Genomic DNA, 24,712 nt, shown 5'->3' with positions numbered 1-24,712 from the left:
GCGCTCGACTTTCCGAGTAAGCAGTCCGAGCCTGTTTTTAACGCAGCAGGCTTTGCGCTGGTTTTCAGGCCAGTTTCAAGGGATGACGGCTGACCGAGGGCGTCTCCAGGTTGCTCGCCGGCAGCGGCAGGATCGCCTGGTTGTGCACGCTGGCCAGTTGCAGCCAGAGGTGCTCGCCGGCGGCGAACTGGCCGTTGGGCAGCCACACCCCGTGGTGCCAGCCGTTGCCCGGCGCCGGGGTGCTCTGCAGCACGCCGGGGTGGGTCTGGGCATTGGGCGCGCGGCGCAGCCAGACCGGGCGCGGCAGGCCCTTGAGATAGCGCAGGCCCAGGTGCAGACCCTCGCTGTTGAGGTGGCGCCAGCGCACCAGGGCCAGGGTCGGGGTGCCGTTGGTGAGCAGCAGCACCAGTTGGCCGACCTGCAGCTGACCGCCCTCGTCGGCATTGCACAGCAGACGCGCGCCGCCGGGACTGGCGTCGAGGATATGGGCTTCGGTGCGCTGCGGCAGCTTGTCCAGCAACTGGGCGTGGATGGCCGGCAGGCCGATCACCAGGCTGCACTGGCCGTCGAGCTCGGCGCGTTCGTGGCGGCGTTGCTGGCGCCCCAGCCAGTGCTGGCGCACCTGTTCGAGCAACTGGCGCTCGGCCTGGCTCTGCAGCGGTGCCGGCTCGTGCAGGGCGATCAGCAGGGCGCCCAGCTCGAAGCGGCGCAGGTAGGCCTTGTCGCCCTCGATGCGCTGCTCGAACGCCAGGCAGGCCTGCGACTCGCTGAGATCGACTATCGGGCCCTCGGCCTCGTCCTCCTCGTCCCAGGACAGCAGGCGTGCCAGGCCGGCCAGGGGTGCGAGGGCGGCGAACAGGGTGGCGCACTCGCCTTCGGCCAGGTGGAAGGGGTTGCTCAGGGCCAGCAGCAGCATCTGCTGGTACAGGCCGCGCAGGGTGTTGGCCGGCCTGGGCTGGAAGGCGGCGGCGACCGGTTCGTCCAGGCACTGCTGGTGTTCGCCGATCCAGTACAACAGATGGCTGTCGCGCCACAGCGCCGTCGGCGGCTCCCGGTACAGCTGGAAGTGGCGCAGCAACTGCTGGGCGAGGAAGTGCTGGGCCATGTACAGGCACCAGGCCAGGTGCGGGCGCGATGGCTGGCGCCCCTGGAGGATCTGCAGCAGCAGGCGCTTGAAGCCGATCGCCAGCTCGCCGCACAGGCGCACGAACAGTGTGCTCGGCGCGTAGCCGCGGCCTAGCAGGGCGGCGTAGTGGCGGTATTCGTCGCTGAAATTTTGCAGCGCGCGCTGCCTTTCCAGTAAGGTCAGGCCGCTGCGGTTGAGCGTGAACAGCAGGCCGAGCACCTGTTGCAGGCCGTGTTCGGGCTCCAGGTGGCGGGCGGCGGCGAGCTGTTCGGCGATTTCTGCCGGCGCGGCGGCGCCGTCTTCTTGGATGTCGGGTACTTCCAGGCGCAGGGCATCCAGCGTCATATCAACCCCGGGTGGACGAGGATCGAATACATGGGCTTACGGCTCCGGATGGTCTGCAAGGCTGTTTCAGGTATCTGCGCCGGTCTGCTGCTGGCTGGCTGCGCCGAGGACTTCGGCCTCGACCAGCATGGACGAAAGGTACCGGCTGACAGTCTCGATGGCCAGTGGCTAGTCATTAATTATTGGGCCGAGTGGTGCGCCCCCTGCCGCACCGAGATTCCCGAACTCAACGCCCTGGCCAAACAGCTCGAGGGGCGCTCGGCGCGGGTGCTCGGGGTCAACTTCGATGGCCTTGCGGGCGAGGATCTCAAGCGCGTCTCCGAGGCCTTCGGCATCGCCTTCACCGTGCTCACCGTCGACCCGGCGCCGCGCTTCCAGTTGCCGCGCAACGACGTGCTGCCGGTGACCTATATAGTCGACGCCGACGGCAAGCTGCGCGAGCGCCTGGTCGGCGAGCAGACCGCTGCCGGCCTGCTGGCGCATCTCGAGCGCTTGCGCGGCGAATAAGGGCGCGTTGCCCCAAGCAACTTGGGCGCTGGTCGTAGGTTGGCGCTGAGCGCAGCGAAGCCCAACAGGGAGCACGCAGTGCTCCGCACGACGCTCTTTGACTCGTTGGGCTTCGGCGCTGCGCGCCTCAACCCAACCTACGGCTCGGTGCGCGGTGCGCGCGGCCCCGCGCGCCCCAGGTTGTGGCCGGCTCGTCGGTAGGTTGGCGCTGAGCGCTGCGAAGCCCAATGGGGAAACACGCAGTGCTCCGCGCGACGCTCCTTGATTCGTCGGGCTTAGGCGCTACGCGCCTCAACCCAACCTAATCGAAATATTGCGCCCGCTCACCAACCCGGCACCCCGCTCATGTCCGGCAGCTGGTGGGCGATGCCCTTGTGGCAGTCGATGCAGGTGGCGGAGCCGTCGGCCAGGGCGCTGGAGTGCATCTGCCGGGCGCGCGGGCTCTGCTTGGTGAAGTCCATGTAGTCGAAGTTGTGGCAGTTGCGGCACTCCAGCGAGTCGTTGGCCTTGAGCCGCGCCCATTCGTGCTCGGCCAGCTCGCGGCGCATGGCGAGGAACTTGTCGCGGGTGTTGATGGTGCCGAAGATCTTGCCCCAGACCTCCTTCGACGCCTGCATCTTGCGCGCGATCTTGTCCGTCCACTGGTGCGGCACGTGGCAGTCCGGGCAGGTGGCGCGCACCCCGGAACGGTTGCTGTAGTGGATGGTGTCCTGCAGCTCGACGTAGACGTTGTCGCGCATCTCGTGACAGGAAATGCAGAACTGCTCGGTGTTGGTCGCCTCCAGCGCGGTGTTGAAGCCGCCCCAGAAGATGATCCCGGCGATAAAGCCGCCGAGGGTCAGAAAACCCAGGCTGTAGTGCACGCTCGGGCGACGCAGGATGCCCCAGTAGTCCTTGAGCAGGGCCAGTAATGACTTCATGAATTCTCCTCAGGGCTGCGCCGCGCCGGCCGCTTCACCCTGCAGCAACTGGTCGATGTTCTGGAAGCTGTTGCCCACCAGCGGCTGCACTTCCTTCTGCGGCACATGGCACTGGTTGCAGAAGTAGCGCCGCGGCGACACCGCCGCCAGTGCCTGGCCGTCGCGATCCATGTAGTGGGTGATGCTGATCATCGGCGCCTGGCTGCGCGCGCTGTTGGCGCGGCTGTGGCAGGCCAGGCACTTGTTGCCGTTGGCGTCGACCTGGTAGCCGCGGATGCTGTGGGGGATGGTCGGCGGCTGTTCGGGGTAGTTGCGCTCGCGCTTGAGGTCCTTGTTTTCCTCGTTGGCGATCACCGGTGCCGGTAGCGTCTGGCTGAGGGTGCCGCCGGGACGGCGGCCGTCCGGCGCCGGGGCGTCGAGGGGGTAGTCGAGCTCGGCCGCGACGGCCAGGCCGAAGGCGGCGAGCAGTAGCAGGGGCAGATGACGCAGGCTCATGGCGATGCTCCTCAGGCCAGGCTGACCAGTTCGATCTTCACCGCACACTTCTTGTAGTCGGTCTGCTTGGAGATCGGGTCGGTGGCGTCCAGGGTGACCTTGTTGATCAGCTTGTTGGCGTCGAAGAAGGGCACGAACACCAGGCCGCGCGGCGGTTTGTTGCGCCCGCGGGTTTCCACCCGGGCGCGTATCTCGCCGCGCCGGCTGACCAGCTTGACCTCGCTGCCGCGCCGCGCGCCGAGGGTCTTGGCGTCGTCCGGGTGCATGTAGACCAGGGCGTCGGGCACCGCGCCGTGCAGTTCCTCGACGCGCTGGGTCATGCTGCCGGTGTGCCAGTGCTCCAGCACCCGGCCGGTGCTGAGCCAGAACGGGTAGTCGCTGTCCGGTGCCTCGGCCGGCGGCTCGTAGGGCAGGGCGAAGATGATCGCGCGCTTGTCCGGGTGACCGTAGAACTGCACGCCGCTGCCTTTCTCGACATAGGGATCGAGGCCCTCGCGGTAGCGCCAGCGGGTTTCCGCGCCGTCCACCACCGGCCAGCGCAGGCCGCGCTCGGCGTGATAGGCGTCGAACGGCGCCAGGTCGTGGGCGTGGCCGCGGCCGAACTGGGCGTATTCCTCGAACAGGCCCTTCTGCAGGTAGAAGCCGAAGGCCTCGGCCTCGTCGTTGGCGTAGCCGGCCTCGATCTGCTCGCGCGGGAACTGGTCGACCTGGCCGTTGGCGAACAGCACCTGGTACAGGGTCTTGCCTTTGTAGGCCGGCGCCTTGGCCAGCAGCTCGGCGGGCCAGACCTCGTCGGTGGTCAGGCGCTTGGAGAATTCCACCAGCTGCCAGAGATCGGATCTGGCCTCGCCCGGCGCCTTGACCAGCTGGTGCCAGAACTGCGTGCGGCGCTCGGCGTTGCCGTAGGCGCCTTCCTTCTCCACCCACATGGCGCTGGGCAGGATCAGGTCGGCGGCCTGGGCCGAGACGGTGGGGTAGACGTCGGAGACCACGACGAAGGCCTGCGGGTTGCGCCAGCCCGGCAGCACCTCCTGCATGATGTTCGGCCCGGCCTGCATGTTGTTGCTGGCCTGGGTCCAGTAGACCTTGAGCACGCCGTCCTTCAGCTTGCGGCTCTGCTCGACGGCGTGGAAGCCGACCTTCTCCTGGATGGTGCCCGGCGGCAGCTTCCAGATCTTCTCGGCGGTTTCGCGGTGCTTGGGGTTGCTCACCAGCAGGTCGGCCGGCAGGCGGTGGGCGAAGGTGCCCACCTCGCGCGCGGTGCCGCAGGCTGAGGGCTGGCCGGTGAGCGAGAAGGGGCTGTTGCCCGGCTCGCTGATCTTGCCGGTGAGCAGGTGCAGGTTGTAGATCAGGTTGTTGGCCCACACCCCGCGGGTGTGCTGGTTGAAGCCCATGGTCCAGAACGACATGACCTTGCGCTTGGGATCGGCGTACAGCTCGGCCAGGGCCTTGAGCCGCTCGGCCGGCACGCCACTCTCTTTGGCGGTGCGCTCCAGGGTGTAGGGCTTGACGAAGGCGGCGAAGGCCTCGAACGACATGTCGCTCCAGGTGTTGGCCTTGGCCGCGTTCTTGGCCTGCTGCTCCAGCGGATGGTCGGCGCGCAGGCCGTAGCCGATATCGTCGGTGCCCTTGGCGAACCTGGTGTGCCGGGCGACGAAGTCCTGGTTCACCGCGCCGCTTTCGATGATGTGATTGGCGATGTAGTTGAGGATCAGCAGGTCGCTCTGCGGGCTGAACACCATGGGGATGTCGGCCAGGTCGAAGCTGCGGTGTTCGAAGGTCGACAGCACCGCCACCTGCACATGCGGATGGCTCAGGCGGCGGTCGGTGACCCGGCTCCACAGGATCGGGTGCATCTCGGCCATGTTCGAGCCCCACAGGACGAAGGCGTCGGCTGCCTCGATATCGTCGTAGCAGCCCATCGGCTCGTCCATGCCGAAGGTGCGCATGAAGCCCATCACCGCCGAGGCCATGCAGTGGCGCGCGTTGGGGTCGATGTTGTTGCTGCGCAGGCCGGCCTTCATCAGCTTGTTGGCGGCGTAGCCTTCCCACACCGTCCATTGCCCGGAGCCGAACATGCCGACCGCCTCGGGGCCGTGCTCGGCGATCGCCTGCTTGGTCTTCTGCGCCAGGATGTCGAAGGCCTGCTCCCAGCTCACCGGCTGAAATTCGCCCTGCTTGTGGTAGGCGCCGTCCTGCATGCGCAGCAGCGGCTGGGTCAGGCGGTCGACGCCGTACATGATCTTCGACAGGAAGTAGCCCTTGACGCAGTTCAGGCCGCGGTTGACCTCGGCCTTGACGTCGCCGTGGGTGGCCACCACGCGGTTGTCCTTGGTCGCCACCATCACGCTGCAGCCGGTGCCGCAGAAGCGGCAGGGCGCCTTGTTCCAGTCCAGGCGGGTCATGTCCGCCTCGGTGACCAGGTTGCTCGCCGTGCTGGCGAGCGGCAGGCCGGCGGCGGCCGCGGCGATGGCGGCGGCATTGGCCTTGGCGAATTGACGGCGGGAAAGCTTCATTGTTGGTCCCCTTCGGCGGCGAGGAGTTCGTGATAGACCAGGGCGGCGTTGAGCACGCCGGGCAGGGCGTTGATCTGCTCGATGCGTTCGAGAATCTGCCGCTCGTGCTCGGCCTCCAGCACCACCACCAGCTTGCCCAGCGGGCTTTCCTGGTGCAGTTCGAGGCCGTCGAGGCGGCGCAGGTTGGCCTTCACCGCCTCGAACAGTTCGGGGCGGACCTGTACCAGCAGGCTGGCGATGTGCAGGGCTTTGGCCATGTTCCGTGGCTCCAGGGGTAGTCGGGGTCAGCTGGGCGGGCCGGGCGGCCCCAGCAGCATCTGCATGAACCAGATGAAGAAGCCGTAACCACCGACCAGGGCGATGGACAGCAGGGGAAAGAGGCAGACGACCAGGAACAGGAACAGGCGGGTTTCCTTGCCCTTCGGGGTGGCTTGGGCGGCGGGTTTGCGCATGCGGTCGACTCCGTTCTCGCGTCGCTTTCAGGCTAGACCCTACAAGCAGTGCGGGCAAAAGCCGTTGAGCTGGATCAAGGCAGATGGCTTGCGTCCGCCCGCGCGGCGCGCAGCGCTTGTGCCAGTGCGGCGCAGCCAGGTTGATAGGTAGCGTGCTAAGCTTTTTACCGGCCGTTCCGGCGCCCTGCTTCCTGAGTCCGTTCCATGTCCGCTACCCATCTCGCTCGCGGCACCGCCGCCTACCGGCGTGCCACCCTGGCGCTGTTCTGCGCCGGCTTCGCCACCTTCGCCATGCTCTATTGCGTGCAGCCCCTGCTGCCGCTGCTGGCGGCGCATTTTCGCGTGTCGGCGGCCAGCAGCAGCCTGGCGCTGTCGCTGACCACCCTGAGCCTGGCGCTGTGCCTGCTGGTGTCCGGCGCGCTGGCCGAGAGCTGGGGGCGCAAGCCGGTGATGGCCGGCGCCCTGGGCCTGGCCGCGCTGCTCGGCATCGCCTGCGCGCTGGTGGAGAGCTGGAACCACCTGCTGTGGCTGCGCGCCTTGCTCGGCCTGGCCCTGAGCGGCCTGCCGGCACTGGCGATGGCCTACGTCGGCGAGGAGTTCGACCCGGACGCGCTGCCTGCGGCCATGGGCCTGTACATCGGCGGCACCGCCCTGGGCGGGCTGCTCGGGCGTCTGCTGGCCGGCCTGCTCAGCGACCTCGGCGGCTGGCCCTGGGCGCTCGGCGGCATCGCCGGCCTCGGTCTGCTGGCGCTGGCGCTGTTTCTCTGGCTGCTGCCGCCGTCGCGGCATTTCCGCGCCCAGCCGCTGTCGCTGCGCGGGCTGCTCGGCAACTTCGCCCTGCACCTGGGCAACCCGCGGCTGCGCCTGCTGTTCGCCCTGGCCTTCCTGCTCATGGGCGGCTTCGTCGCCCTGTTCAACTACGTCGGCTTTCGCCTGGCCGCGGCACCGTTCAACCTCTCGGCCACGGTGATCGGCCTGCTGTTCACCGTCTACCTGCTGGGCATCTTCAGCGCCGGCTGGTCCGGCCGGCTGGTGCCGCGTTTCGGCGCGCGTCAGGTGCTGCTCGGCGGCATCGCGCTGATGCTGCTCGGCGTGGCTCTCTGCGCAACGCCCTGGCTGAGCGCCGCGGTGGCCGGCCTGGCGCTGTTCACCCTGGGCTTCTTCGCCGCCCATGCGGTGGCCAGCGGCCAGGTCGGCGCCCACGCCCAGGGCGCCAAGGCGCAGGCCTCGGCGCTGTACCTGTGCGCCTACTACCTGGGTTCCAGCCTGGTCGGCTACGGCGGCGGCTACGTCTGGGAGCACGCCGGCTGGCTGGCGCTGCTGGCCGTGCTGGCGACCCTGTTCCTCCTCGCCGCGGCCCTGGTGCGGCGGTTGTAGGCGCTCTGTGAGTCGTTCAGGCGAGGTTCAAGGAGGGTTCAGTAGGGGTTCAGTGGCCCTCGGGCAGACTGCCTGTCGAGTCAGTCAACAACCGATCCGCGAGGCAATCCCGATGAAACCCACCCTGAACCGCATCGCCCTGGCCACTCTGCTTTCCTGCGCCGCCGTCGGCACCCAGGCCGCCGACAGCTTCGTCGGCCTGAGCTGGGGCCAGACCAGCAACAACATCCAGAAATCCAGCGCGCTGAACGCCAACCTCAACGATCCCAAGCTCGACAAGGCGATCCACGACAGCGGCACCTGGGGCGTGCGCGCCGGCCAGCAGACGGCCGACAGCCGCTACTACGCCACCTACGAAAACGTCTCCGACAGCCACGGCGGCTACAAGCTGCGCCTGCAGAACCTGCTCGGCAGCTACGACCTGTTCGTCCCGCTGGGCGACAACAATACCAAGCTGTTCGGCGGCGTCAGCGCCGGCCTGGTCAAGCTGGAGCAGGAGAGCCGCGGTTTCTCGCGCGACAGCGACATCGGCTACGCCGCGGGCCTGCAGGCCGGTATCCTGCAGGAACTCAACCGCAATACCTCGATCGAAGCGGGTTATCGTTACCTGCGCAGCAACGCCAGCACCGAAATGGCGCCGCACGGCGCGGCCAAGGCCGGCTCGCTGGACCTGCACAGCAGCTCGCAGGTCTACCTCGGCGCCAACTATGCCTTCTGAGGTTCACGCCATTAACCGCGGCCGGGCCTCTTGCCCGGCCCGTCAACCAATAGGGGATGCGTCATGAAATTGTTGGTGGTGGAAGACGAAGCGCTGCTGCGCCACCATCTGTTCACCCGTCTCAGCGAGCAGGGCCACGTCGTCGACGCCGTGCGCACCGCCGAGGAGGCGCTGTACCGGGCCGAGTCCTACAACCACGACCTGGCCCTGGTCGACCTCGGCCTGCCCGGCATGAGCGGCATCGACCTGATCCGCCAGCTGCGCAGCCAGGACAAGAACTTCCCGATCCTGATTCTCACCGCCCGCGGCAACTGGCAGGACAAGGTCGAAGGGCTGTCCTGCGGCGCCGACGACTACGTGGTCAAGCCGTTCCAGTTCGAGGAACTGGAGGCGCGCCTCAACGCCCTGCTGCGGCGCTCCTCGGGCTTCACCAAATCGACCATCGAGGCCGGCGGCCTGGTGCTCGACCTGAACCGCAAGCAGGCCTCGGTGGACGAGCAGCCGTTGCAGCTGACCGCCTACGAGTACCGCATCCTCGAATACCTGATGCGCCATCACCAGCAGGTGGTGGCCAAGGAACGGCTGATGGAGCAGCTCTACCCGGGCGACGAGGAGCGCGACCCCAACGTCATCGAAGTGCTGGTCGGACGCCTGCGCCGCAAGCTGGAGGCGGCCCTAGGCGGCAAGCCGATCGAGACCGTGCGCGGCCAGGGCTACCTGTTCAACGAGCGCTGCAAGTGAGCCGCAGCCGCGCCTACCTGCGCCGGCTGCGGGCGCGCCTGGGCTCGCTGCGCCTGCGCCTGATGCTGGGCACCGCCGTGCTGGCGGTGCTGTTCATGCTGGTGCTGCTGCCGGTGCTGCAGGGCGTGTTCAACATGGCCCTGGAGCAGACCGTGGAAAAGCGCCTGGCCTCCGACGCCGCCGCGCTGATCTCCGCCGCGCGTATCCACGACGGCCAGCTGCGCATGCCGGAGAAGATGCCGGACGAGGAGTTCGACAACCTCGACTCGCACTTGCTCGGCTTCATCTACGACCGCGACGGCCGCCTGCTGTGGCGCTCGCGCTCCTCCGAGGACGAGGCGATCCGCTACCAGCCGCGCTACGACGGCCGCGGCCACGAGTTCGCCCGCGTGCGCGACGAGCACGGCGAGGAATTCTTCCTCTACGACATCGAGGTCGACCTGCTGCGCGGCAACGCCGCCGCCTTCAGCATCGTCACCATGCAGCCCACCAGCGAGTACCAGAAGCTGTTCGACGGCTTCGTCTGGCGCCTCAAGCTGTGGCTGGGCATCGCCCTGCTGGCGCTGCTCGGCCTGCTCTGGTTCGGCCTGACCTGGGGCTTTCGCAGCCTGCGCGGCCTGAGCGACGAGCTGGACGGCGTCGAGGCCGGCACCCGCCAGCACCTGAGCGACCAGCACCCGCGCGAACTGCTGCGCCTGACCGGCTCGCTCAACCGCCTGCTGGACAGCGAGCGGCGCCAGCGCGAACGCTACCGCGACTCTCTGGAAGACCTGGCGCACAGCCTGAAAACCCCGCTCAGCGTGCTCCAGGGCCTCGGCGAAACCCTCGCCGGCCAGCCGGCCAACCGCGACCAGGCGCAACTGATGCAGGCGCAGATCGAACGCATGAGCCAACAGATCGGCTACCAGCTGCAGCGCGCCAGCCTGCGCCGCAGCGGCCTGGTGCGCCACCGCGAGGCGGTATGGCCGCTGCTCGACGGCCTGTGCCTGTCGCTGGACAAGGTCTACCGCGACAAGCGCGTGCAGGTGGACGTGCAGGTGGCCGAACACAGCCAGATCAGCATGGAGCGCGGCGCGCTGATGGAACTGCTCGGCAACCTGCTGGAAAACGCCTACCGCCTGTGCCTGCACCGCGTGCGCGTGAGCCTGGAGGAACTGCCCGACGGCTGCCGCCTGACCATCGAGGACGACGGCCCTGGCGTGCCCGCCGACCAGCGCGCCCGCGTGCTGCGACGCGGCGAACGGCTGGACGCGCAAAACCCGGGGCAGGGCATCGGCCTGGCGGTGGTGCAGGACATCATCGACAGCTACGACGGCGAACTGAGCCTGGAGGATTCGCCGCTGGGCGGGGCCTGCTTCAGGGTGCGTTTATATGACTGAGGCAGATCCAGAGCGCCGCCGTACGCAGCAGCTGCCAAGAATGGTGGGTGCCTATGGCGCACCTCTCGGCTTGCCCTGCTTAACAGCGTTCTCCGCCCAATAGCACCCGGCCGAAGCTCGCCCCGTCGTCCTGCGGGGTGATCGCCAGCAGGCGATCCAGGCGCAGGCGCCGCTCGCCATCGGCGCAGCGCAGGAGCAGAAATTCCTCCTTGCTCGCCGTGGTCTCGGTGGTCAGCGCCTGGCCTTGCAGGCGCGTGCCGTCGAGCAGTTCGATCTCCAGGCGGTAGCGGTGCAGGCAGGCGATTTCCAGGTAGTCGTACAGGTCGCAGGCCAGGGGTTGGTAGTCGCTGTCCATCGAATCGTCCTCCGCGTCGATCTGAGCCTAGCCGAACGCCCAGACCAGCAAAAGCGCCGCGACTCCGTAAGCAGAGTGGCAGCGCTTGGGGGCTCGCAGGCGGCCTTACATCAGCGGGATGGTGTAGCTGACGATCAGGCGGTTTTCGTCGAGCTCGCCCAGGGCATCGGAACGCAGGGTGGCGTTGCGCCACTTGAAGCCCAGGTTCTTGAAGGTGCCCTCCTGGACGACATAGGTGATGTCCATGTTGCGCTCCCACTCTTTGCCGTCCGAGACGCCGGGGCCGCGGTCGATATTGTCGCCGTTGAGGTAACGGGTCATGAAGCTCAGACCCGGCAGGCCGAAGGCGGAAAAATTGTAGTCGTAGCGCACTTGCCAGGATTTTTCGTCCTTATTGGCGAAGTCGCCGATCTGCACATAGTTGACCAGGAAAGGATCGGTGCCGTTGATGTAGGCGTAGCCGGTGTCGCCGCTCATGCTCTGGTAGCCCAGGCCGAACGCATGGCTACCCAGGGCGTAGGTGAACATGGCGCCAAAGGACTTGTTGTCGATATTGCTGTGGCCGTCGTCGGTGGTGCGTGCATAGCGCACGTCCGATTTCAGCGATTGCTTGTCGGCGATCGGCAGGACATGGACCAGGTTGAAGATGTGCTGCTTGTACAGGTCTTCCAGCTCGCCGTAGTGGTAGCTGGCGGTCAGGTCCTTGGTCAGTTGATAGGACAGACCAGCGAAGTTGAAGTCATCGCCGACGTTGCCCTTGCCGTTGAACGTGAAGCCGCGAATGCCGCCACCTGCGTTGACGCTGAGGTCTTCGAAGTTGGTGGAGTCGCGCTGGTTCTGTTCCTTCAACTGGCCGGCGTGCAGGGTCAGGCCGTCGATTTCGTTGGAGGTCAGATGGCCGCCAAGAAAGGTCTGCGGCAGCAGGCGCGCGTCGTTGGAAGAGACGCTGGGTAGCTTCGGCATCATGCCGCCGACCTTGGCGACGGTCTTGGATATCTTGACCTTGGCTGCGCCGGTGGCCTCGGAATACTCGCCCGGGCCCTCGTCGCCGAAGGCATTGGGCAGCAGGTTGGTGCCGGCGCGCTCGTCCGAGGAGTCGAGCTTCACGCCCAGAGCGGCATAGGCGTCGAGGCCGAAGCCCACAGTGCCCTCGGTAAAGCCGGATTCGGCCTTGAAGATAAAGCCCTGGGCCCATTCTTCGCGTTTGGACTGCTGCGCCGAGGTGGTATGGCGCAGGTCGCGGTTCATATAGAAGTTGCGCAGCTCCAGGGTGGCCTTGCTGTCGCCGATGAAGTCGGCCTGAGCCATGCCTGGCAGGGTGAGGCTGGCGCCCAGCGTGGCGAGGGCCACGGCGCGGGCGAGGGGAGTCTTACTCATTATTGTTGTCTCCTCGTTCTTATAGTTGGGTCGGCCACGATGTGACCGGCCAGTTACGGCGTTGTGAAATAAAGCATTTCAGTGGCGAGTCGACTGTAAGACTTTAGTCTGGACGGACGAGCGGTAGCTGGCGCCTGGCCGTCTATTGCAGCCACTGCGGGTAGACCGGCAGCGCCTGCTGGGCGAGCGCATCGTGCGCTGGCAGCACCTTCAGCTCGGGCTGTTGCTGCATCAGCCGGTGCACCTGCTGCAGGACGTCGGTGGTGGCGGCGCGGTCGTGATCGACCAGTCGGCGGCTGATCCAGAACTTCTCCCGCGGTCCGGTGAAGCCCTCCAGGCGCCAGCTGGCGTCGCCGGTGAAGAACAGGCGGCGACCGTCCTCGAGGGTGACGAACAGGCCGACCGAGCCGGGGGTGTGGCCACGCAGCGGCACCAGCACCAGGGCGCCGTCGCCGAACAAATCCAGGCTCTCGGCGAAGCCGAGAAAGGGCTGCGGCGCGAAGTCGTACGGCACCCAGCGCACGCCGTGCTCGAACTGGCTGGGCAGGATCGCCGGCGGTGCGGCGATGCGGCTGAACTCGATTTCCGCGTAGGGCGCCCAGACCGGCACTTCGGGGAAGTCGGCCAGGCCCGAGGCATGATCCCAGTGAGCGTGGGACAGCAGGATGCGATCGACGCGGATGCCGTCGCGCTGCAGTTGGTCGCGCACCGGCCGCACCGCGCCGTACTGCATCAGCTGCCGGCTGTGCCAGGGCATCTCGGCGAACTGGCGGTCCACCTGGCGGCCGAGGCCGGTGTCGAACAGCAGGGTGGCGGCATGGTGCTCGATCAGCACCGCCACATGGTTGGCGGTGGCGCTCTGCGTCCACTTGCCGCCGGCCACGGTGAAGGCGTCCAGGGTCGTGGTCGCGGAGGTCTTGACCAGGCTCAGGCGCAGCTCGGCCTGGGCGCCGAACGCGAGGCCGGCCAGCAGCAGGGCGAAGGCGTAGCGGCAGCGGCGCACAGGTTCGCTGTCCTTGGGGGCGGGAAGGGACTGATCATGCCGCCGTCCAGGGGTAGCGCGGCGCAGCAGCGCGCGGCCGATCAGGCTGGCGAACGAGCGCCCCTGGTAGCCGTTGGCGGGCAGGTTGAGTTCGAACCGCGTCATGGCGAATGCTCCAGGGCTGGGGTGAATGGATGTTAGACAGACAGGTCTGTATATTTCAAGCGACGATTTTCTCCCCGCCGCGGTCGACCTTTGCCGCACCTTGCGCATAATGGCCGCCTCTGGAGGTTGCACATGGCTTCGAACAAACGCGAACAGCTGCTCGCCACCGCGCTGCAGCTGTTCTACCGCGAGGGTTACCACGGTACCGGCATCGACCGCATCCTGGCCGAATCCGGGGTGGCGAAGATGACCCTGTACAAGCATTTCAAGTCCAAGGACGAGCTGATTCTCGCGGCCCTGCAGCTGCAGCATGAGCAGCTCGGTGCGCGCATGCAGGCGGCCCTGGCCGGTCTGGCGCCGCGCGAGGCGATCCTGGCGACGTTCGACGGGCTGCAGCAACTGCTCGGCGAGGCGGATTTCTGCGGCTGCCTGTTCCTCCATGCCACGGCGGAGTTTCACGACCGCGCGCACCCCATCCACCGCCAGGCGGCGGCGCACAAGCGCGCCTTGCTCGAGCACTTCCGTCGGGCGCTGCAGGCTCTGGGGGCGACGGATACCGATGCGCTCGCCGCGCAGCTGCAGTTTCTCTTCGAGGGGGCGTTGAGCATGGCCCATGTCTACGGGCCGGGCGATCAGGCGCGCCAGGCGCGGGCGGCGGCCGTGCGTCTGCTGCAGACGGCGGGGCATTGACTGGCAGACCGTTGGTCGTGTGCGACTAAAGCTTGCGCGGCGGCGGCCGCTAACCCGGCAGATGTCCTGCCCCGGTACCCTGCCATGAACAGCCTGGCCTCGCTCAACCCTTCCGCCTCGCGCGCCGCCCAAGCCGCTCAATCGCCGTCGCCGCGCAGCAATGCGGCCGATGCGCAGTCCGTTCTGGCCAACCGCTTGGCCGACAAGCTCGGTTTGCAGCCCGGCGCGCTGAGTGGCAAGCAGGACGATTTCACTCCCGAGAAGGTCGCCGGGCGCATCCTCGGCTTTATCGAACAGCGCCTGCAGAGCGAGGCTGCGGCGGGTGCCGATCCGGCCAAGCTGGAGAAACTCCTCGGCCAGGCACGCGAAGGCGTGGAGAAGGGCTTCGCCGAAGCGCGCAAGATTCTCGACGGCATGGGCGTGCTGGCCGGCAAGGTGGCCGGCGATATCGACGATACCTATCAGCGCATCCAGGACGGCCTCGGCGATCTCGACCGGCGCTTCGGCGCTGTCGCACCGGCGTCGGGCTCGCTCGCCCTGGCCGGCTACAGCGAGCGCTTCAGCGCCCTGGCGGAAACCTTCGACCTGTCGGTGACCACCCGCGACGGCGACCGCCTGCGCATCTCCGTGGCGCAGGCTTCGGCCAGCTGGTCGCAGAGCAGCTTCGCCGCCGCCAGCAACGGCAGCGGCACGGCCGTGACGGCCAGCAGCCAGTCCGGCAGCCTACGGATCGGCGGCTGGCAGGTCAGCGTCGAAGGCGAGCTGGATGCCGACGAGGTCAAGGCGCTGGAGAAGCTCTTCAGTCAGGTGCAGGAGCTGTCCAACCAGTTCTACGCCGGCGACCTGGCCGGTGCCTTCGACCGCGCCATGGCCCTGGAAATGGACGGTGAGCAATTGGCCTCGATGTCCCTGCGCCTGACCCAGACCAGCGTGCGCCAGGCCACCGATGCCTATGGCGCCGTGGCCGGGCAGGGCGCCAGCGCGGTCAATGGCGACCTACAGAACTATGCCCAGGGCTTGCTCGAGGCGCTGCGCAGCGCCGAAGGCCTGGCGCAGGACGCCGGCGGCCTGCTCAAGGACCTGCTCAAGGGCGGCTTCTCGCTCGACGAGCGCTTCGACCTGCCGCGCCTTGAGAAGGCCGAAAGCCTCAACCGCAGCCTGCTCGACGGCCTGCAGGCGCTGTTCGCCGGTCAGCTCGGCGAGGGCGCGGCCGCGAGCTGATTCGCGGCGGTGCTAAACTGCGCACCTTGCCGACAGTGAGGTGCGCACATGACGCCGGAATGCCAACTCTTCGGAACCCTGGGCTGCCACCTGTGCGAGGTGGCCGAGGCGCTGCTCATGCCGTTCGTCGAGAACGGCCTGCTGGTGGAGCTAATCGATATCGCCGAGCACGAGGGCATGGTGGAGCAGTACGGCCTGCGTATCCCGGTGCTGCGTCGTTGCGACACCGGCGCCGAACTGAACTGGCCGTTCGACGGCGAGCAGGTGGTGGCCTTTCTTCGCTGAGGCGTTGGCCGGCGCCAGGCGGGATGGTAATCGCAGGCATAAAAAAACCCGCCGGTTAAGGCGGGTTTTTGATTTGGTCGGAGAGACAGGATTCGAACCTGCGACCTTCTCGTCCCGAACGAGACGCGCTACCAAGCTGCGCTACACTCCGAATGAGCCGTATTCTACCGAAAAACTTTTACCGCACAAGGGGTTAGCCCGAAAAAAATTTAGCGCAGCGGCCGTTTTCGTGCCAACCCCACAGCCTGCCTGGGCCTCGCAGGGGAGGCCCGGGGCGTCGATTCAGAGTTCCTTGACGGTCTGCACCTGGTCCTTGTTGACGGTGGCGCGCTTGCCGTCGAGTTGCTCGAACTCGTAGAAGCCGGAGTCCTCGTCGAACTTGGGCTTGTCCACGGTCTGGATCTCGCGGCCGTCGTTCAGGGTGATCACCGACGGCGAGGCGCAGCCGGCCAGTGCGGCGAAACCGAGGGCGATAAGCAGGGCGGGGATGATCCGTTGAGTCATGGTCTGTCTCCTTGGGTGATACAACCTATGTACCCAGGCTCAGACGCAGTAGCGGCGTGCGAGTTCCACCGAGTTTTCCCGGCGCCTCAGTCGGGTCGGGCGGCGGCGAGGAGTTCCGGCGTATTCAGGTTGGCCAGGCGCGCATCGTCGAGCGGGCAGTCCAGCGGCGTCGGTGCGAGGCTGTCGAGCCAGCGCTGCGGGCTGCGCTGGCCGGCCTGCCAGGCGCGTTCCAGATCGTCCCTCAACGCGGTCGGCAGCAGGCAGAACAACGGCTGCCAGTACTGCCCCTGGCGCACCACCGCCGGTTTGCTACCGGCGCGTTCGAGCAAGGCGTCGAGCAGCGGGCGATCCACCAGCGGCGCGTCGCAGGGCAGTACCAGCAGCTGGCTGTGGCGCGCCGCCGCCAGGCCCGCGCGAATGCCGGCCAGCGGTCCCTGGAAGTCGCTGTCCTGGTCGCTCACCAGGCGGTCGGCATAGGGCGCGTAGCGCTCGGCGTTGCGGTTGCAGGAAATGATCAGGTCGTCGCTCAAGGGGCGTACCAGCTCGTGCAGCCAGGCGATCAGCGGCCGCCCGCGCCACTCCAGCAGGCCCTTGTCGCGACCGCCCATGCGTTGGCCGCGGCCGCCGGCAAGCAGCAGCACGGAGCAGGGTGGTGGGGCGTTCGAGGCGGGCATGCTGGCGTCTCCGGTGGCGGGTGGTGTGATATAACTCCGGCCATTCTCTCGCAATTGGAAGCCTGCCATGAACCATAAGGCCGAGGCGCTGTTCGTGCCGCTGCAGATCGCCGTGCTCACCGTCAGCGACACCCGCACCCTGGAAACCGATACCTCGGGACAACTGTTCGTCGATCGCCTGCAGGCGGCCGGTCACCAGTTGGCCGCGCGCGTCCTGCTCAAGGACGATCTCTACAAGATCCGCGCCCAGGTCGCCGGCTGGATCGCCGATGACGGCGTGCAGGTGGTGCTGATCACCGGCGGCACCGGTTTCACCGGGCGCGACAGCACGCCGGAGGCGGTCGCCTGCCTGCTGGACAAGCAGGTGGACGGCTTCGGCGAGCTGTTCCGGCAGATCTCGGTGGCCGATATCGGCACCTCCACCATCCAGTCGCGCGCCTTGGCCGGCCTGGCCAACGGTACCCTGGTGTGCTGCCTGCCGGGTTCGACCAACGCCTGCCGCACTGCCTGGGACGGCATCCTCGGCGAGCAGCTGGATGCCCGGCATCGTCCCTGCAATTTCGTCCCCCATCTGAAACAGGTGGCCGCCTGCGAGAGCCGCGGATGAGCGGTTGCGAGCAACCCGGCCTGTTGCCCATGGAGGCGGCGCTGGCACGCCTGCTGGCGCTGGCCGAGGCCGCACCCATCGCGCAGCAGGAAACCGTCGCGTTGGCCGATGCCGATGGCCGGGTGCTGGCCGAGCCGCTGCTCGCTGCACTCGACCTGCCGCCTTGGGACAACAGCGCCATGGACGGTTACGCCCTGCGCCTGGCCGACTGGCAAGGCGAGGCGCTGCCGGTCAGTCAGCGCATCCAGGCCGGCACGGCGCCCTTGCCGCTGCAGCCGGGTAGCTGCGCGCGCATCTTCACCGGTGCGCCGCTGCCGGCTGGCGCCGACAGCGTGGAAATGCAGGAGAACGTGGAGCTGGATGACGCCGGGCGGGTGCGCTTTCGCCAGCCGCTCAGGCTTGGCCAGAACGTCCGCGCCCGCGGCCAGGAAACCCGTGTCGGCGACTGCGTGCTGCCGGCCGGCACGCGCCTGGGGCCGATCGAGCTGGGCCTGGCCGCCTCTCTCGGTGCGGCCGAACTGCGCGTGCGGCGGCGGCCGCGGGTCGCCGTGCTGTCGACCGGCGACGAGCTGGTCGAGCCCGGCCAGGCGCTCGGTCCGGGGCAGATCTACAACAGCAACCGGCGCCTGCTCAGCGCCTGGCTGCAGCGCCTGGGTTGCGCCGTGGTCGACGCCGGCATCCTGCCGGACGACCTGGCGCTGACGCGCGAGGCCCTCGGCAGGCTCGGCGACGTCGACCTGATCCTGTCCACCGGCGGGGTCTCGGTGGGCGAGGCGGATTATCTCGGCCTGGCCCTGCGCGAGGCTGGCGAGCTGACGCTGTGGAAGCTGGCGATCAAGCCGGGCAAGCCGTTGACCTTCGGTCATTACCAGGGCGTGCCGGTGATCGGTCTGCCGGGCAATCCGGCCTCGACCCTGGTCACCTTCGGTCTGCTGGCGCGCCCCTACCTGCTGCGGCGTCTCGGCGTGCAGCGCATCGAGCCGCTGGGCTTCGTCGTGCCGGCCGGATTCGCCTGGCACAAGCCGGGCATACGCCGCGAATACCTGCGCGCGCGCCTGGAACACGGTCGCGCGGTGCCTTACGCCAACCAGAGTTCCGGCGTGCTGCGCAGCGCCGCCTGGGCCGAAGGGCTGGCCGAGGTTCTGGAGGGGACGACGCTGGAGGAGGGCGACAGCCTGCGGTTCATTCCCCTCAGCGAGATCCTGGGCTAAGGCCATGGACGAGGCGCTGCGGCGAGTCGCGCGGGCCATCGAGCAGGCCGAGCGCATTCTGGTAATTACCGGGGCGGGGTTGTCGGCCGACTCCGGCCTGCCCACCTACCGCGGCCTCGGCGGGCTGTACAACGGCCATACCGCCGAAGGCCTGCCGATCGAGGCGGCGCTGTCCGGGCCGATGCTGCGCCGCGACCCGGCACTGTGCTGGAAATACCTGGCCGAGCTGGGCAAGGCCTGCCTCGGCGCGGCGCCGAATGCCGGCCACCTGGCCATCGCCGAGCTGCAACGGCGCAAGCCCGGTTGCTGGGTGTTGACGCAGAACATCGACGGTTATCACCGCGCCGCCGGCAGCCCCGGCGAGCGTCTGATCGAGATCCACGGCGAGCTGGCGCCGCTGTACTGCCAGTCCTGCGGCGCCGAGGACAGCGAATTGGCCGAGCACCTGCAGCGGCCGTTGCCGCCGCGCTGTCGGCAGTGCGGCGGAGTGTTGCGCCCGCCCGTGGTGCTGTTCGAGGAAATGCTTCCGGAGGCGGCCGTCGACAGCCTCTACGGCGAGCTGCGCAAGGGCTTTGCCGTGGTGCTCAGCGTCGGCACCAGCGCCAGTTTCCCCTACATAGTCGAGCCGGTGCTGCGTACCCGCCAGGCCGGCGGCCTGAGCGTGGAGATCAACCCCACGCTGACCGACCTCAGCGACGTGGTGGATGTACGGCTGGCTGGGCGGGCCTTAGATGTTTTGCCGGAACTACTGGGTCACATTTCGAGCGATAGAATTTGCAAATAGACGGCATAGAGGGCATAGTCGCGCACTTGTAAATTCAACCGACACGGTCGTGCCCATGCCCAAACGCTTCGCACCCCTCGTGCCTTTTGCACTCATCGCCTTCCTCGCCGCCTGCGCCGGCCATGCGCCGCAGCCGCAGCTCGACGAACCCGCGGTCAAGCCCGTCGCTCAGCAGGTCGAACCTGCCGAGGACGAGATAGCCGCGCTGATCGACGACAAACCCTACGAAATGCCGCAGCTGGCCGATAGCCTGCTCGACCTCGGGCGTTCGCTGGTCGGCACCCGCTATCGCTACGGCGGCAACTCGGTGCAGTCCGGCTTCGACTGCAGCGGCTTCGTCGGCTACCTGTTCCGCAAGGAAGTCGGCCTGGAACTGCCGCGCTCGACCCGCGAGCTGATCAACCTGGACGCGCCCAAGGTGGCCCGCGCCGACCTGGAACCGGGCGATCTGATCCTGTTCAACGACCGCGGCCGCGGCCGCGTCAGCCACGCCGGCATCTACCTCGGCGACGACCAGTTCATCCATTCCAGCAGCAGCCGCAGCGGCGGCGTGCGCATCGACAGCCTGGACGACAGCTACTGGAATCGCAGCTACCTGCAGGCCAAGCGCGTCCTCGCCCTGGCCCAGGTGGACGACGAGCAGGCCGCCAAGCGTCATCCCTGATGGCTTGCGGCGCGGCCCCGCAGGGTTGCGCCGTTCGTCCCGAGCCGGCAGAGTAGGGCGTATCCAGGCTCAGGATCGCCTCGCTCATGCCCGTCACGACCCGTGTTGCCCTGCTCGTTCTCGCCCTGCTGCTGAGTGCCTGCAGCAGTCGCGCTCCCACCCCCCAGCCCAGCTACACGCCAGCCACCGGCCAGTTCCAGGGCGGCGCCGACGACGTGCTGTTCCGCGCCCTCGGCCTGGTCGGCACGCCCTATCGCTACGGCGGCAATACCCCGGACGGCGGTTTCGACTGCAGCGGCCTGATCGGCTACGTCTACCGCGACGCCGCCGGCATCAGCCTGCCGCGTTCGACCCGCGAGCTGAGCGCCATGCGCAGCCCCAAGGTGCACCGCGACGCCCTGCTGAGTGGCGACCTGGTGTTCTTCGCCACCAACGGCGGGCGCGGCGTCAGCCATGCCGGCATCTATGTCGGCGAGGGACGTTTCGTCCACGCGCCGTCTTCGGGCGGCACGGTGCGCCTGGACAGCCTGGACAACAGCTACTGGCAGCGCGCCTATCTGGACGCCAAGCGCGTGCTCGCCCCCGAACTGGCGCGCAATCCGTGACCCAGCGCAGCCTGCAGCTCGACGACGCGCTTTACCAGTACCTGCTGGACGTCTCCCTGCGCGAGTCGCCGTTGCTCGCCCGCCTGCGCGCGGAAACCGCGCAGCTGAGCGAGGCGCGCTGGCAGATCGCCCCGGAGCAGGGTCAGTTCATGGCCCTGCTGGTGCGCCTGGTCGGCGCGCGGCGGATCGTCGAGGTCGGCACCTTTACCGGCTACAGCGCCATCTGCCTGGCCGATGCCATGGGGCCGCAGGGCCAGCTGATCTGCTGCGACCTGCCCGGCGACTACAACGCCACCGCGCGCCGCTATTTCGCCGAGGCCGGTCTGGCCGAGCGTATCCAATGGCGTCTGGGCCCGGCGCTGGACAGCCTGGCGGCGCTGGAGCACGAAGGGCAGGGCGACTTCGACCTGATCTTCGTCGACGCCGACAAGGCCAACTACCCGGCCTACCTGGAGCAGGCGCTGCGCCTGTTGCGCCAGGGCGGCCTGCTGCTGTTCGACAACACCCTGTGGAGCGGCCGGGTGCTGCAGCCGCAGCCGGACAGCGCCGACACCCGCGCCATTCAGGCGCTGAACCGGGCGCTCAAGGACGATGCGCGCGTCGAGCTGTCGCTGCTGCCGCTGGGCGACGGCCTGACCCTGTGCCGCAAGCGCTGAGCCGCCGTGGCCGACGCCATCCGCCTGCCGCCCCAGCCCGACGCCTGCGAACTGTGCGCGCGGTCGGTGGCGCTGACCCGTCACCACCTGATCCCCAAGGCCCTGCACGACAAGGCCTATGTGCAGAAGCGCTATCCCCGCCACGAACGCATCACTGCCACGCTCTGGGTCTGTCGCGCCTGCCATAACCAGATCCACCGGCTGTTCAGCGAGAAGGAGCTGGCACTGAGCTACAACAGCCGCGAAGCGTTGCTGGGCGACGAGCGCTTGCGCGGCTTCGTCGAGTGGCTGGCGCGCAAGCCGGCCGGCTTCGTCCCCCGCCACTGAGTCGCGTCGGCGTTGACGGGCGAGGCGGCCAGCCTCTACCCTGCGCGCCTTGCTTCAGGTGCCCGACGCCACGCGCGTACGAGGTGAAACAGGGAAGCCGGTACAGAATCCGGCGCTGCCCCCGCAACGGTAGGTGAGTCAAACGCCGCTCTATTGCCACTGTGCTTCGTGCATGGGAAGGCGCGGCGCTAGCCCGCGAGGCTCGCTCACAAGCCCGGAGACCGGCCTGCTGCAGTCCACGGCATCGCGGAGGGCGTTGTCTGGCGTGCGGGCTCGCCTTCCTGGTGGCCCGCGCGCGCCGTTCTCCGCCTGCCTTGTCCAGCCCAGTGTGTTCGGGAGCGCAACGATGCCGCCACGCCAGCTTGCCAGTCGTGCACGGCGGCCCGCGCCCGGATGCCCGCAGACCAGGAAACTTCGATGAGCGAATCGACCGAACGCGACAGCGAATCGCGCCAGCGCGACAGCGCATCGGCTGACCGCGACGCCCGGCACCAGGCGCGCATGGCGCGCAAGAAGGCGCTGATCGACGCGAAGATCGCCCAGGCCCAGGACCAGTACGGCCTGCTGCTGGTGCACAGCGGCAACGGCAAGGGCAAAAGCAGCAGCGCCTTCGGCATGGTCGCCCGCGCCCTCGGCCACGGCATCAAAGTCGGCGTGGTGCAATTCATCAAGGGCGCCGCCAGCACCGGCGAGGAGGCCTTCTTCCGCCGTTTCCCCGAGGAAGTCAGCTACCACGTGATGGGCGAGGGCTTCACCTGGGAGACCCAGGATCGCCAGCGCGATATCGCCAAGGCGGGCGAGGCCTGGGCCGTTGCCCAGCGCCTGCTGAACGACGAGGGCGTCGGCCTGGTGGTGCTGGACGAGCTGAATATCGCCCTCAAGCACGGTTATCTCCAGCTCGCTGCGGTGCTCGCCGATATCCAGGCGCGGCCGCTCTCGCAGCACGTGGTGGTGACCGGGCGCGGCGCCTTGCCGGGGATGATCGAGGCGGCCGATACGGTGACCGAGATGAGCCTGGTCAAGCATGCCTTCAAGGCCGGGGTGAAGGCGCAGAAGGGGGTGGAGTTTTGACCTCGCGCCAGTGCCCGGCGCTGCTGATCGCCGCGCCGGCCTCGGGGCAGGGCAAGACCACCGTCACCGCCGCCCTGGCGCGCCTGCACAGCCGTCAGGGGCGGCGGGTGCGGGTGTTCAAGTGCGGCCCGGATTTCCTCGACCCGATGATCCTCGCCCGCGCCAGCGGCGCGCCGGTGTACCAGCTCGACCTGGCCATGGTCGGCGAGGCGGAGAGCCGCCGCCTGCTCTGGCAGGCGGCGGGCGAGGCCGAGCTGATCCTGATCGAGGGGGTGATGGGCCTGTTCGACGGCCAGCCCTCGGCGGCCGACCTGGCGCGGCAGTTCGGCGTGCCGGTGCTGGGGGTGATCGACGGTTCGGCCATGGCCCAGACCTTCGGCGCCCTGGCCCATGGCCTGGCGACCTTCCAGCCCGACCTGCCGTTCGCCGGCGTGCTCGGCAACCGGGTGGCCAGCGCCCGTCACGGCGAGATCCTGCGCGCTGCGCTGCCGCCGAGTATCCGCTGGTACGGCGCGCTGCCGCGCAATGCCGCGGTGGAGCTGCCTAGCCGCCACCTGGGACTGGTGCAGGCGCAGGAGCTGGCCGACCTGGATGCGCGCCTGGATGCCGCCGCCGATGCCCTGGCCGCCAGCGCCGAGGTGGCCTTGCCGGCACCGGTGCGCTTTGCCGCGCCGCCGCCGCGGGTGGTCGAGCCGCTGCTGGCCGGCGTGCGCATCGGCGTGGCGCGCGATGGCGCCTTCGCCTTTCTCTACCAGGCCAACCTCGATCTGCTGCGCGAGCTGGGCGCCGAACTCGAATTCTTCTCGCCGCTGGCGGGCGACGGCCTGCCGCAGGTGGACAGCCTCTACCTGCCCGGCGGTTATCCCGAATTGCATCTGGCCCAGCTGCAAGGCAACCAGGCCATGGCCGCGGCGATTCGCGCCCATCACCAGGCCGGCAAGCCGATCCTCGCCGAGTGCGGCGGCATGCTCTATCTGCTCGACGAGCTGGCCGACAAGCAGGGCGTCAGCGGCCGCATGCTCGGCCTGCTGGCCGGCCGCGCGGCGCTGCAACCACGATTGACCGCCCTGGCCCTGCAGCAGGTGACGTTGCCGGAAGGCGAGCTGCGTGGCCACAGCTACCACCATTCGCGCCTGGACAGCCCGCTGGCGCCGCTGGCCCTGGGCCGTTGCCCGAACGGCAAGGCGGTGGCCGAGGCGGTCTATCGCCTGGGCCGGCTGACGGCCAGCTATATCCACTTCTACCTGCCGTCCAATCCCCTGGCGGCGGCGGCGCTGTTGCGTCCATGAGCGAGCAGGCCTTCAGCGCCGCTGAGCGCGCCGCGGTCTATCGCGCCATCGCCGAGCGCCGCGACATGCGTCATTTCAGCGGCGGCGAGGTGCCGGCCGAGGTGCTGGCACGCCTGCTGGAGGCGGCGCACCGCGCACCCAGCGTCGGCCTGATGCAGCCCTGGCGCTTTCTGCGTATCAGCGACCCGCAATTGCGCGAAGCCGCCTACGCGCTGGTGGAGGCCGAGCGGGTGCGCACCGCCGAGGCGCTGGGCGAACGCTCCGATGAATTCATGCGGCTCAAGGTCGAGGGCATTCGCGAGTGCGCCGAGCTGCTGGCGGTGGCGCTGATGGACGGGCGCCAAAAGCATGTCTTCGGCCGCCGCACCCTGCCGGAAATGGATATGGCGTCGGTGGCCTGCGCCATTCAGAATCTCTGGCTGGCCGCCCGCGCCGAGGGCCTGGGCCTGGGCTGGGTGTCGCTGTTCGAGCCCGAGGCGTTGGCCGCGCTGCTGGGCATGCCGGCCGGCAGCAAGCCGGTGGCGCTGCTCTGCCTGGGGCCGGTCGCGGCCTTCTATGACCAGCCGATGCTGGTGGAAGAGGGCTGGGCCAGGCCGCGGCCGCTCGCCGAGCTGCTGTTCGAGAATCGATGGGGAGAACGCGTTGACTGACCTATCCACTGGCAACGGG

Annotated in this window: 29 protein-coding genes, 1 tRNA gene and 1 riboswitch; of the genes, 18 read left to right on the top strand and 12 right to left on the bottom strand. The window is 68.3% G+C overall.

Annotated features, from left to right (window positions below; translation table 11 throughout):
* Window positions 1–64 precede the first annotated feature (64 nt).
* Entirely contained in the window at window positions 65–1,471 is a 1,407-nt protein-coding gene (locus tag EA796_RS10795; RefSeq protein ID WP_122108615.1) for a PilZ domain-containing protein, read from the bottom strand.
* Between the two features lie 48 nt (window positions 1,472–1,519).
* On the opposite strand from EA796_RS10795, the gene EA796_RS10790 reads away from it, so the two are divergent.
* Entirely contained in the window at window positions 1,520–1,978 is a 459-nt protein-coding gene (locus tag EA796_RS10790) for a TlpA disulfide reductase family protein (protein WP_021446429.1), read from the top strand.
* A 323-nt stretch (window positions 1,979–2,301) separates the two neighbouring features.
* Here the strand turns inward: EA796_RS10790 and EA796_RS10785 are convergent, their stop codons facing one another.
* Genes EA796_RS10785 through EA796_RS10765 form a run of 5 tightly spaced genes read right to left on the bottom strand, consistent with a single transcriptional unit; the run spans window position 2,302 to window position 6,361 of the window.
* Window positions 2,302–2,898: a cytochrome c3 family protein gene (locus EA796_RS10785; RefSeq protein WP_021446428.1), complete on the bottom strand. Its 597-nt coding sequence runs from the start codon at window positions 2,896–2,898 to the stop codon at window positions 2,302–2,304.
* A 9-nt stretch (window positions 2,899–2,907) separates the two neighbouring features.
* The gene (locus EA796_RS10780) at window positions 2,908–3,393 is read right to left on the bottom strand and encodes a nitrate reductase cytochrome c-type subunit (protein ID WP_021446427.1); all 486 of its coding nucleotides are present in this window, start codon (window positions 3,391–3,393) and stop codon (window positions 2,908–2,910) included.
* A gap of 11 nt (window positions 3,394–3,404) precedes the next feature.
* A complete protein-coding gene (gene napA, locus EA796_RS10775) occupies window positions 3,405–5,909 on the bottom strand; it encodes a nitrate reductase catalytic subunit NapA (protein WP_122108614.1) in 2,505 nt (834 codons plus the stop codon).
* Entirely contained in the window at window positions 5,906–6,166 is a 261-nt protein-coding gene (locus EA796_RS10770) for a chaperone NapD (protein WP_122108613.1), read from the bottom strand. The genes napA and EA796_RS10770 overlap by 4 nt, the downstream gene beginning before the upstream one ends.
* A 27-nt stretch (window positions 6,167–6,193) precedes the next feature.
* Window positions 6,194–6,361: a periplasmic nitrate reductase, NapE protein gene (locus EA796_RS10765; protein ID WP_122108612.1), complete on the bottom strand. Its 168-nt coding sequence runs from the start codon at window positions 6,359–6,361 to the stop codon at window positions 6,194–6,196.
* Window positions 6,362–6,565: 204 nt separating this feature from the next.
* Here EA796_RS10765 and EA796_RS10760 point away from each other — a divergent pair, with 204 nt between their 5' ends.
* The 4 genes from EA796_RS10760 to EA796_RS10745 all read left to right on the top strand — a co-directional run bounded on the left by EA796_RS10760 (window position 6,566) and on the right by EA796_RS10745 (window position 10,576).
* Complete coding sequence (locus tag EA796_RS10760; RefSeq protein ID WP_122108611.1) at window positions 6,566–7,738, top strand: MFS transporter; 1,173 nt, start codon at window positions 6,566–6,568, stop codon at window positions 7,736–7,738.
* A 112-nt stretch (window positions 7,739–7,850) separates the two neighbouring features.
* Window positions 7,851–8,456: an outer membrane beta-barrel protein gene (locus tag EA796_RS10755; RefSeq protein WP_122108610.1), complete on the top strand. Its 606-nt coding sequence runs from the start codon at window positions 7,851–7,853 to the stop codon at window positions 8,454–8,456.
* Between the two features lie 63 nt (window positions 8,457–8,519).
* Window positions 8,520–9,197 (top strand): response regulator, encoded by a 678-nt coding sequence (locus EA796_RS10750; RefSeq protein WP_021445708.1) that lies wholly within the window; start codon window positions 8,520–8,522, stop codon window positions 9,195–9,197.
* The gene (locus EA796_RS10745) at window positions 9,194–10,576 is read left to right on the top strand and encodes an ATP-binding protein (RefSeq protein ID WP_021445709.1); all 1,383 of its coding nucleotides are present in this window, start codon (window positions 9,194–9,196) and stop codon (window positions 10,574–10,576) included. Before EA796_RS10750 ends, EA796_RS10745 begins: the two co-directional genes overlap by 4 nt.
* Window positions 10,577–10,655: 79 nt before the next feature.
* Here EA796_RS10745 and EA796_RS10740 read toward each other — a convergent pair whose 3' ends face one another.
* The 3 genes from EA796_RS10740 to EA796_RS10730 form a co-directional block, all read right to left on the bottom strand.
* Window positions 10,656–10,931 (bottom strand): Rho-binding antiterminator, encoded by a 276-nt coding sequence (locus EA796_RS10740; RefSeq protein WP_122108609.1) that lies wholly within the window; start codon window positions 10,929–10,931, stop codon window positions 10,656–10,658.
* Window positions 10,932–11,036: 105 nt separating this feature from the next.
* Window positions 11,037–12,308: an OprD family porin gene (locus tag EA796_RS10735; RefSeq protein WP_122108608.1), complete on the bottom strand. Its 1,272-nt coding sequence runs from the start codon at window positions 12,306–12,308 to the stop codon at window positions 11,037–11,039.
* Window positions 12,309–12,450: 142 nt separating this feature from the next.
* The gene (locus EA796_RS10730; protein ID WP_122108607.1) at window positions 12,451–13,455 is read right to left on the bottom strand and encodes an MBL fold metallo-hydrolase; all 1,005 of its coding nucleotides are present in this window, start codon (window positions 13,453–13,455) and stop codon (window positions 12,451–12,453) included.
* A gap of 132 nt (window positions 13,456–13,587) precedes the next feature.
* Here EA796_RS10730 and EA796_RS10725 point away from each other — a divergent pair, with 132 nt between their 5' ends.
* From EA796_RS10725 to EA796_RS10715, 3 genes are all read left to right on the top strand, one after another.
* Window positions 13,588–14,145: a TetR/AcrR family transcriptional regulator gene (locus EA796_RS10725; protein ID WP_122108606.1), complete on the top strand. Its 558-nt coding sequence runs from the start codon at window positions 13,588–13,590 to the stop codon at window positions 14,143–14,145.
* 84 nt (window positions 14,146–14,229) lie between these two features.
* Window positions 14,230–15,366: a DUF5610 domain-containing protein gene (locus tag EA796_RS10720; protein WP_122108605.1), complete on the top strand. Its 1,137-nt coding sequence runs from the start codon at window positions 14,230–14,232 to the stop codon at window positions 15,364–15,366.
* 48 nt (window positions 15,367–15,414) lie between these two features.
* Window positions 15,415–15,651, top strand: coding sequence for a glutaredoxin family protein (locus tag EA796_RS10715; protein ID WP_021445715.1), 237 nt, complete (start codon window positions 15,415–15,417; stop codon window positions 15,649–15,651).
* Between the two features lie 74 nt (window positions 15,652–15,725).
* On the opposite strand, the gene EA796_RS10710 is transcribed toward EA796_RS10715, so the two are convergent.
* The 3 genes from EA796_RS10710 to mobA form a co-directional block, all read right to left on the bottom strand.
* A tRNA-Pro gene (locus tag EA796_RS10710) sits at window positions 15,726–15,802 on the bottom strand.
* 131 nt (window positions 15,803–15,933) lie between these two features.
* The gene (locus tag EA796_RS10705) at window positions 15,934–16,155 is read right to left on the bottom strand and encodes a YgdI/YgdR family lipoprotein (RefSeq protein ID WP_021445716.1); all 222 of its coding nucleotides are present in this window, start codon (window positions 16,153–16,155) and stop codon (window positions 15,934–15,936) included.
* An 86-nt stretch (window positions 16,156–16,241) separates the two neighbouring features.
* Entirely contained in the window at window positions 16,242–16,829 is a 588-nt protein-coding gene (mobA, locus tag EA796_RS10700) for a molybdenum cofactor guanylyltransferase MobA (RefSeq protein ID WP_122108604.1), read from the bottom strand.
* Between the two features lie 67 nt (window positions 16,830–16,896).
* Between mobA and moaB the strand changes: the two genes are divergently transcribed.
* The 10 genes from moaB (at window position 16,897) to bluB (ending at window position 24,693) form a co-directional block, all read left to right on the top strand.
* On the top strand, window positions 16,897–17,436 hold the full coding sequence (gene moaB / locus EA796_RS10695; protein WP_021445718.1) for a molybdenum cofactor biosynthesis protein B: 540 nt from the start codon (window positions 16,897–16,899) through the stop codon (window positions 17,434–17,436).
* Window positions 17,433–18,647, top strand: a complete 1,215-nt coding sequence (glp, locus tag EA796_RS10690) for a gephyrin-like molybdotransferase Glp (protein WP_122108603.1) — start codon at window positions 17,433–17,435, stop codon at window positions 18,645–18,647. The genes moaB and glp overlap by 4 nt, the downstream gene beginning before the upstream one ends.
* A 4-nt stretch (window positions 18,648–18,651) precedes the next feature.
* Window positions 18,652–19,431 (top strand): NAD-dependent deacylase, encoded by a 780-nt coding sequence (locus EA796_RS10685; RefSeq protein WP_122108602.1) that lies wholly within the window; start codon window positions 18,652–18,654, stop codon window positions 19,429–19,431.
* Between the two features lie 55 nt (window positions 19,432–19,486).
* Window positions 19,487–20,095, top strand: coding sequence for a C40 family peptidase (locus tag EA796_RS10680; RefSeq protein ID WP_122108601.1), 609 nt, complete (start codon window positions 19,487–19,489; stop codon window positions 20,093–20,095).
* An 86-nt stretch (window positions 20,096–20,181) separates the two neighbouring features.
* Window positions 20,182–20,700, top strand: coding sequence for a C40 family peptidase (locus EA796_RS10675; RefSeq protein ID WP_122108600.1), 519 nt, complete (start codon window positions 20,182–20,184; stop codon window positions 20,698–20,700).
* Entirely contained in the window at window positions 20,697–21,356 is a 660-nt protein-coding gene (locus EA796_RS10670) for an O-methyltransferase (protein ID WP_122108599.1), read from the top strand. The genes EA796_RS10675 and EA796_RS10670 overlap by 4 nt, the downstream gene beginning before the upstream one ends.
* Window positions 21,357–21,362: 6 nt before the next feature.
* Window positions 21,363–21,683 carry a hypothetical protein gene (locus EA796_RS10665; RefSeq protein WP_021445724.1) on the top strand — a complete coding sequence of 107 codons (321 nt, stop codon included), beginning with the start codon at window positions 21,363–21,365 and terminating at the stop codon, window positions 21,681–21,683.
* Between the two features lie 39 nt (window positions 21,684–21,722).
* Window positions 21,723–21,928: riboswitch (cobalamin riboswitch) on the top strand.
* 172 nt (window positions 21,929–22,100) lie between these two features.
* On the top strand, window positions 22,101–22,754 hold the full coding sequence (cobO, locus tag EA796_RS10660; protein WP_122108598.1) for a cob(I)yrinic acid a,c-diamide adenosyltransferase: 654 nt from the start codon (window positions 22,101–22,103) through the stop codon (window positions 22,752–22,754).
* Complete coding sequence (locus EA796_RS10655; protein ID WP_122108597.1) at window positions 22,751–24,043, top strand: cobyrinate a,c-diamide synthase; 1,293 nt, start codon at window positions 22,751–22,753, stop codon at window positions 24,041–24,043. The genes cobO and EA796_RS10655 overlap by 4 nt, the downstream gene beginning before the upstream one ends.
* Window positions 24,040–24,693, top strand: coding sequence for a 5,6-dimethylbenzimidazole synthase (gene bluB / locus EA796_RS10650; protein ID WP_021445312.1), 654 nt, complete (start codon window positions 24,040–24,042; stop codon window positions 24,691–24,693). The genes EA796_RS10655 and bluB overlap by 4 nt, the downstream gene beginning before the upstream one ends.
* Window positions 24,694–24,712: the final 19 nt, after the last annotated feature.

Source organism: Pseudomonas sp. AOB-7, assembly GCF_003696305.1.
Classification (GTDB): domain Bacteria; phylum Pseudomonadota; class Gammaproteobacteria; order Pseudomonadales; family Pseudomonadaceae; genus Aquipseudomonas.
The sequence above is the reverse complement of the archived record's forward strand: the minus strand, read 5'-3'. Positions and strand labels throughout refer to the sequence as shown.

Coding starts and splice junctions, on each gene's coding strand:
- EA796_RS10795 (WP_122108615.1), bottom strand. CDS start 1,471: ATGACGCTGGATGCCCTGCGCCTGGAAGTACCCGACATCCAAGAAGAC.
- EA796_RS10790 (WP_021446429.1), top strand. CDS start 1,520: ATGGTCTGCAAGGCTGTTTCAGGTATCTGCGCCGGTCTGCTGCTGGCT.
- EA796_RS10785 (WP_021446428.1), bottom strand. CDS start 2,898: ATGAAGTCATTACTGGCCCTGCTCAAGGACTACTGGGGCATCCTGCGT.
- EA796_RS10780 (WP_021446427.1), bottom strand. CDS start 3,393: ATGAGCCTGCGTCATCTGCCCCTGCTACTGCTCGCCGCCTTCGGCCTG.
- napA (WP_122108614.1), bottom strand. CDS start 5,909: ATGAAGCTTTCCCGCCGTCAATTCGCCAAGGCCAATGCCGCCGCCATC.
- EA796_RS10770 (WP_122108613.1), bottom strand. CDS start 6,166: ATGGCCAAAGCCCTGCACATCGCCAGCCTGCTGGTACAGGTCCGCCCC.
- EA796_RS10765 (WP_122108612.1), bottom strand. CDS start 6,361: ATGCGCAAACCCGCCGCCCAAGCCACCCCGAAGGGCAAGGAAACCCGC.
- EA796_RS10760 (WP_122108611.1), top strand. CDS start 6,566: ATGTCCGCTACCCATCTCGCTCGCGGCACCGCCGCCTACCGGCGTGCC.
- EA796_RS10755 (WP_122108610.1), top strand. CDS start 7,851: ATGAAACCCACCCTGAACCGCATCGCCCTGGCCACTCTGCTTTCCTGC.
- EA796_RS10750 (WP_021445708.1), top strand. CDS start 8,520: ATGAAATTGTTGGTGGTGGAAGACGAAGCGCTGCTGCGCCACCATCTG.
- EA796_RS10740 (WP_122108609.1), bottom strand. CDS start 10,931: ATGGACAGCGACTACCAACCCCTGGCCTGCGACCTGTACGACTACCTG.
- EA796_RS10735 (WP_122108608.1), bottom strand. CDS start 12,308: ATGAGTAAGACTCCCCTCGCCCGCGCCGTGGCCCTCGCCACGCTGGGC.
- EA796_RS10730 (WP_122108607.1), bottom strand. CDS start 13,455: ATGACGCGGTTCGAACTCAACCTGCCCGCCAACGGCTACCAGGGGCGC.
- EA796_RS10725 (WP_122108606.1), top strand. CDS start 13,588: ATGGCTTCGAACAAACGCGAACAGCTGCTCGCCACCGCGCTGCAGCTG.
- EA796_RS10720 (WP_122108605.1), top strand. CDS start 14,230: ATGAACAGCCTGGCCTCGCTCAACCCTTCCGCCTCGCGCGCCGCCCAA.
- EA796_RS10715 (WP_021445715.1), top strand. CDS start 15,415: ATGACGCCGGAATGCCAACTCTTCGGAACCCTGGGCTGCCACCTGTGC.
- EA796_RS10705 (WP_021445716.1), bottom strand. CDS start 16,155: ATGACTCAACGGATCATCCCCGCCCTGCTTATCGCCCTCGGTTTCGCC.
- mobA (WP_122108604.1), bottom strand. CDS start 16,829: ATGCCCGCCTCGAACGCCCCACCACCCTGCTCCGTGCTGCTGCTTGCC.
- moaB (WP_021445718.1), top strand. CDS start 16,897: ATGAACCATAAGGCCGAGGCGCTGTTCGTGCCGCTGCAGATCGCCGTG.
- glp (WP_122108603.1), top strand. CDS start 17,433: ATGAGCGGTTGCGAGCAACCCGGCCTGTTGCCCATGGAGGCGGCGCTG.
- EA796_RS10685 (WP_122108602.1), top strand. CDS start 18,652: ATGGACGAGGCGCTGCGGCGAGTCGCGCGGGCCATCGAGCAGGCCGAG.
- EA796_RS10680 (WP_122108601.1), top strand. CDS start 19,487: ATGCCCAAACGCTTCGCACCCCTCGTGCCTTTTGCACTCATCGCCTTC.
- EA796_RS10675 (WP_122108600.1), top strand. CDS start 20,182: ATGCCCGTCACGACCCGTGTTGCCCTGCTCGTTCTCGCCCTGCTGCTG.
- cobO (WP_122108598.1), top strand. CDS start 22,101: ATGAGCGAATCGACCGAACGCGACAGCGAATCGCGCCAGCGCGACAGC.
- bluB (WP_021445312.1), top strand. CDS start 24,040: ATGAGCGAGCAGGCCTTCAGCGCCGCTGAGCGCGCCGCGGTCTATCGC.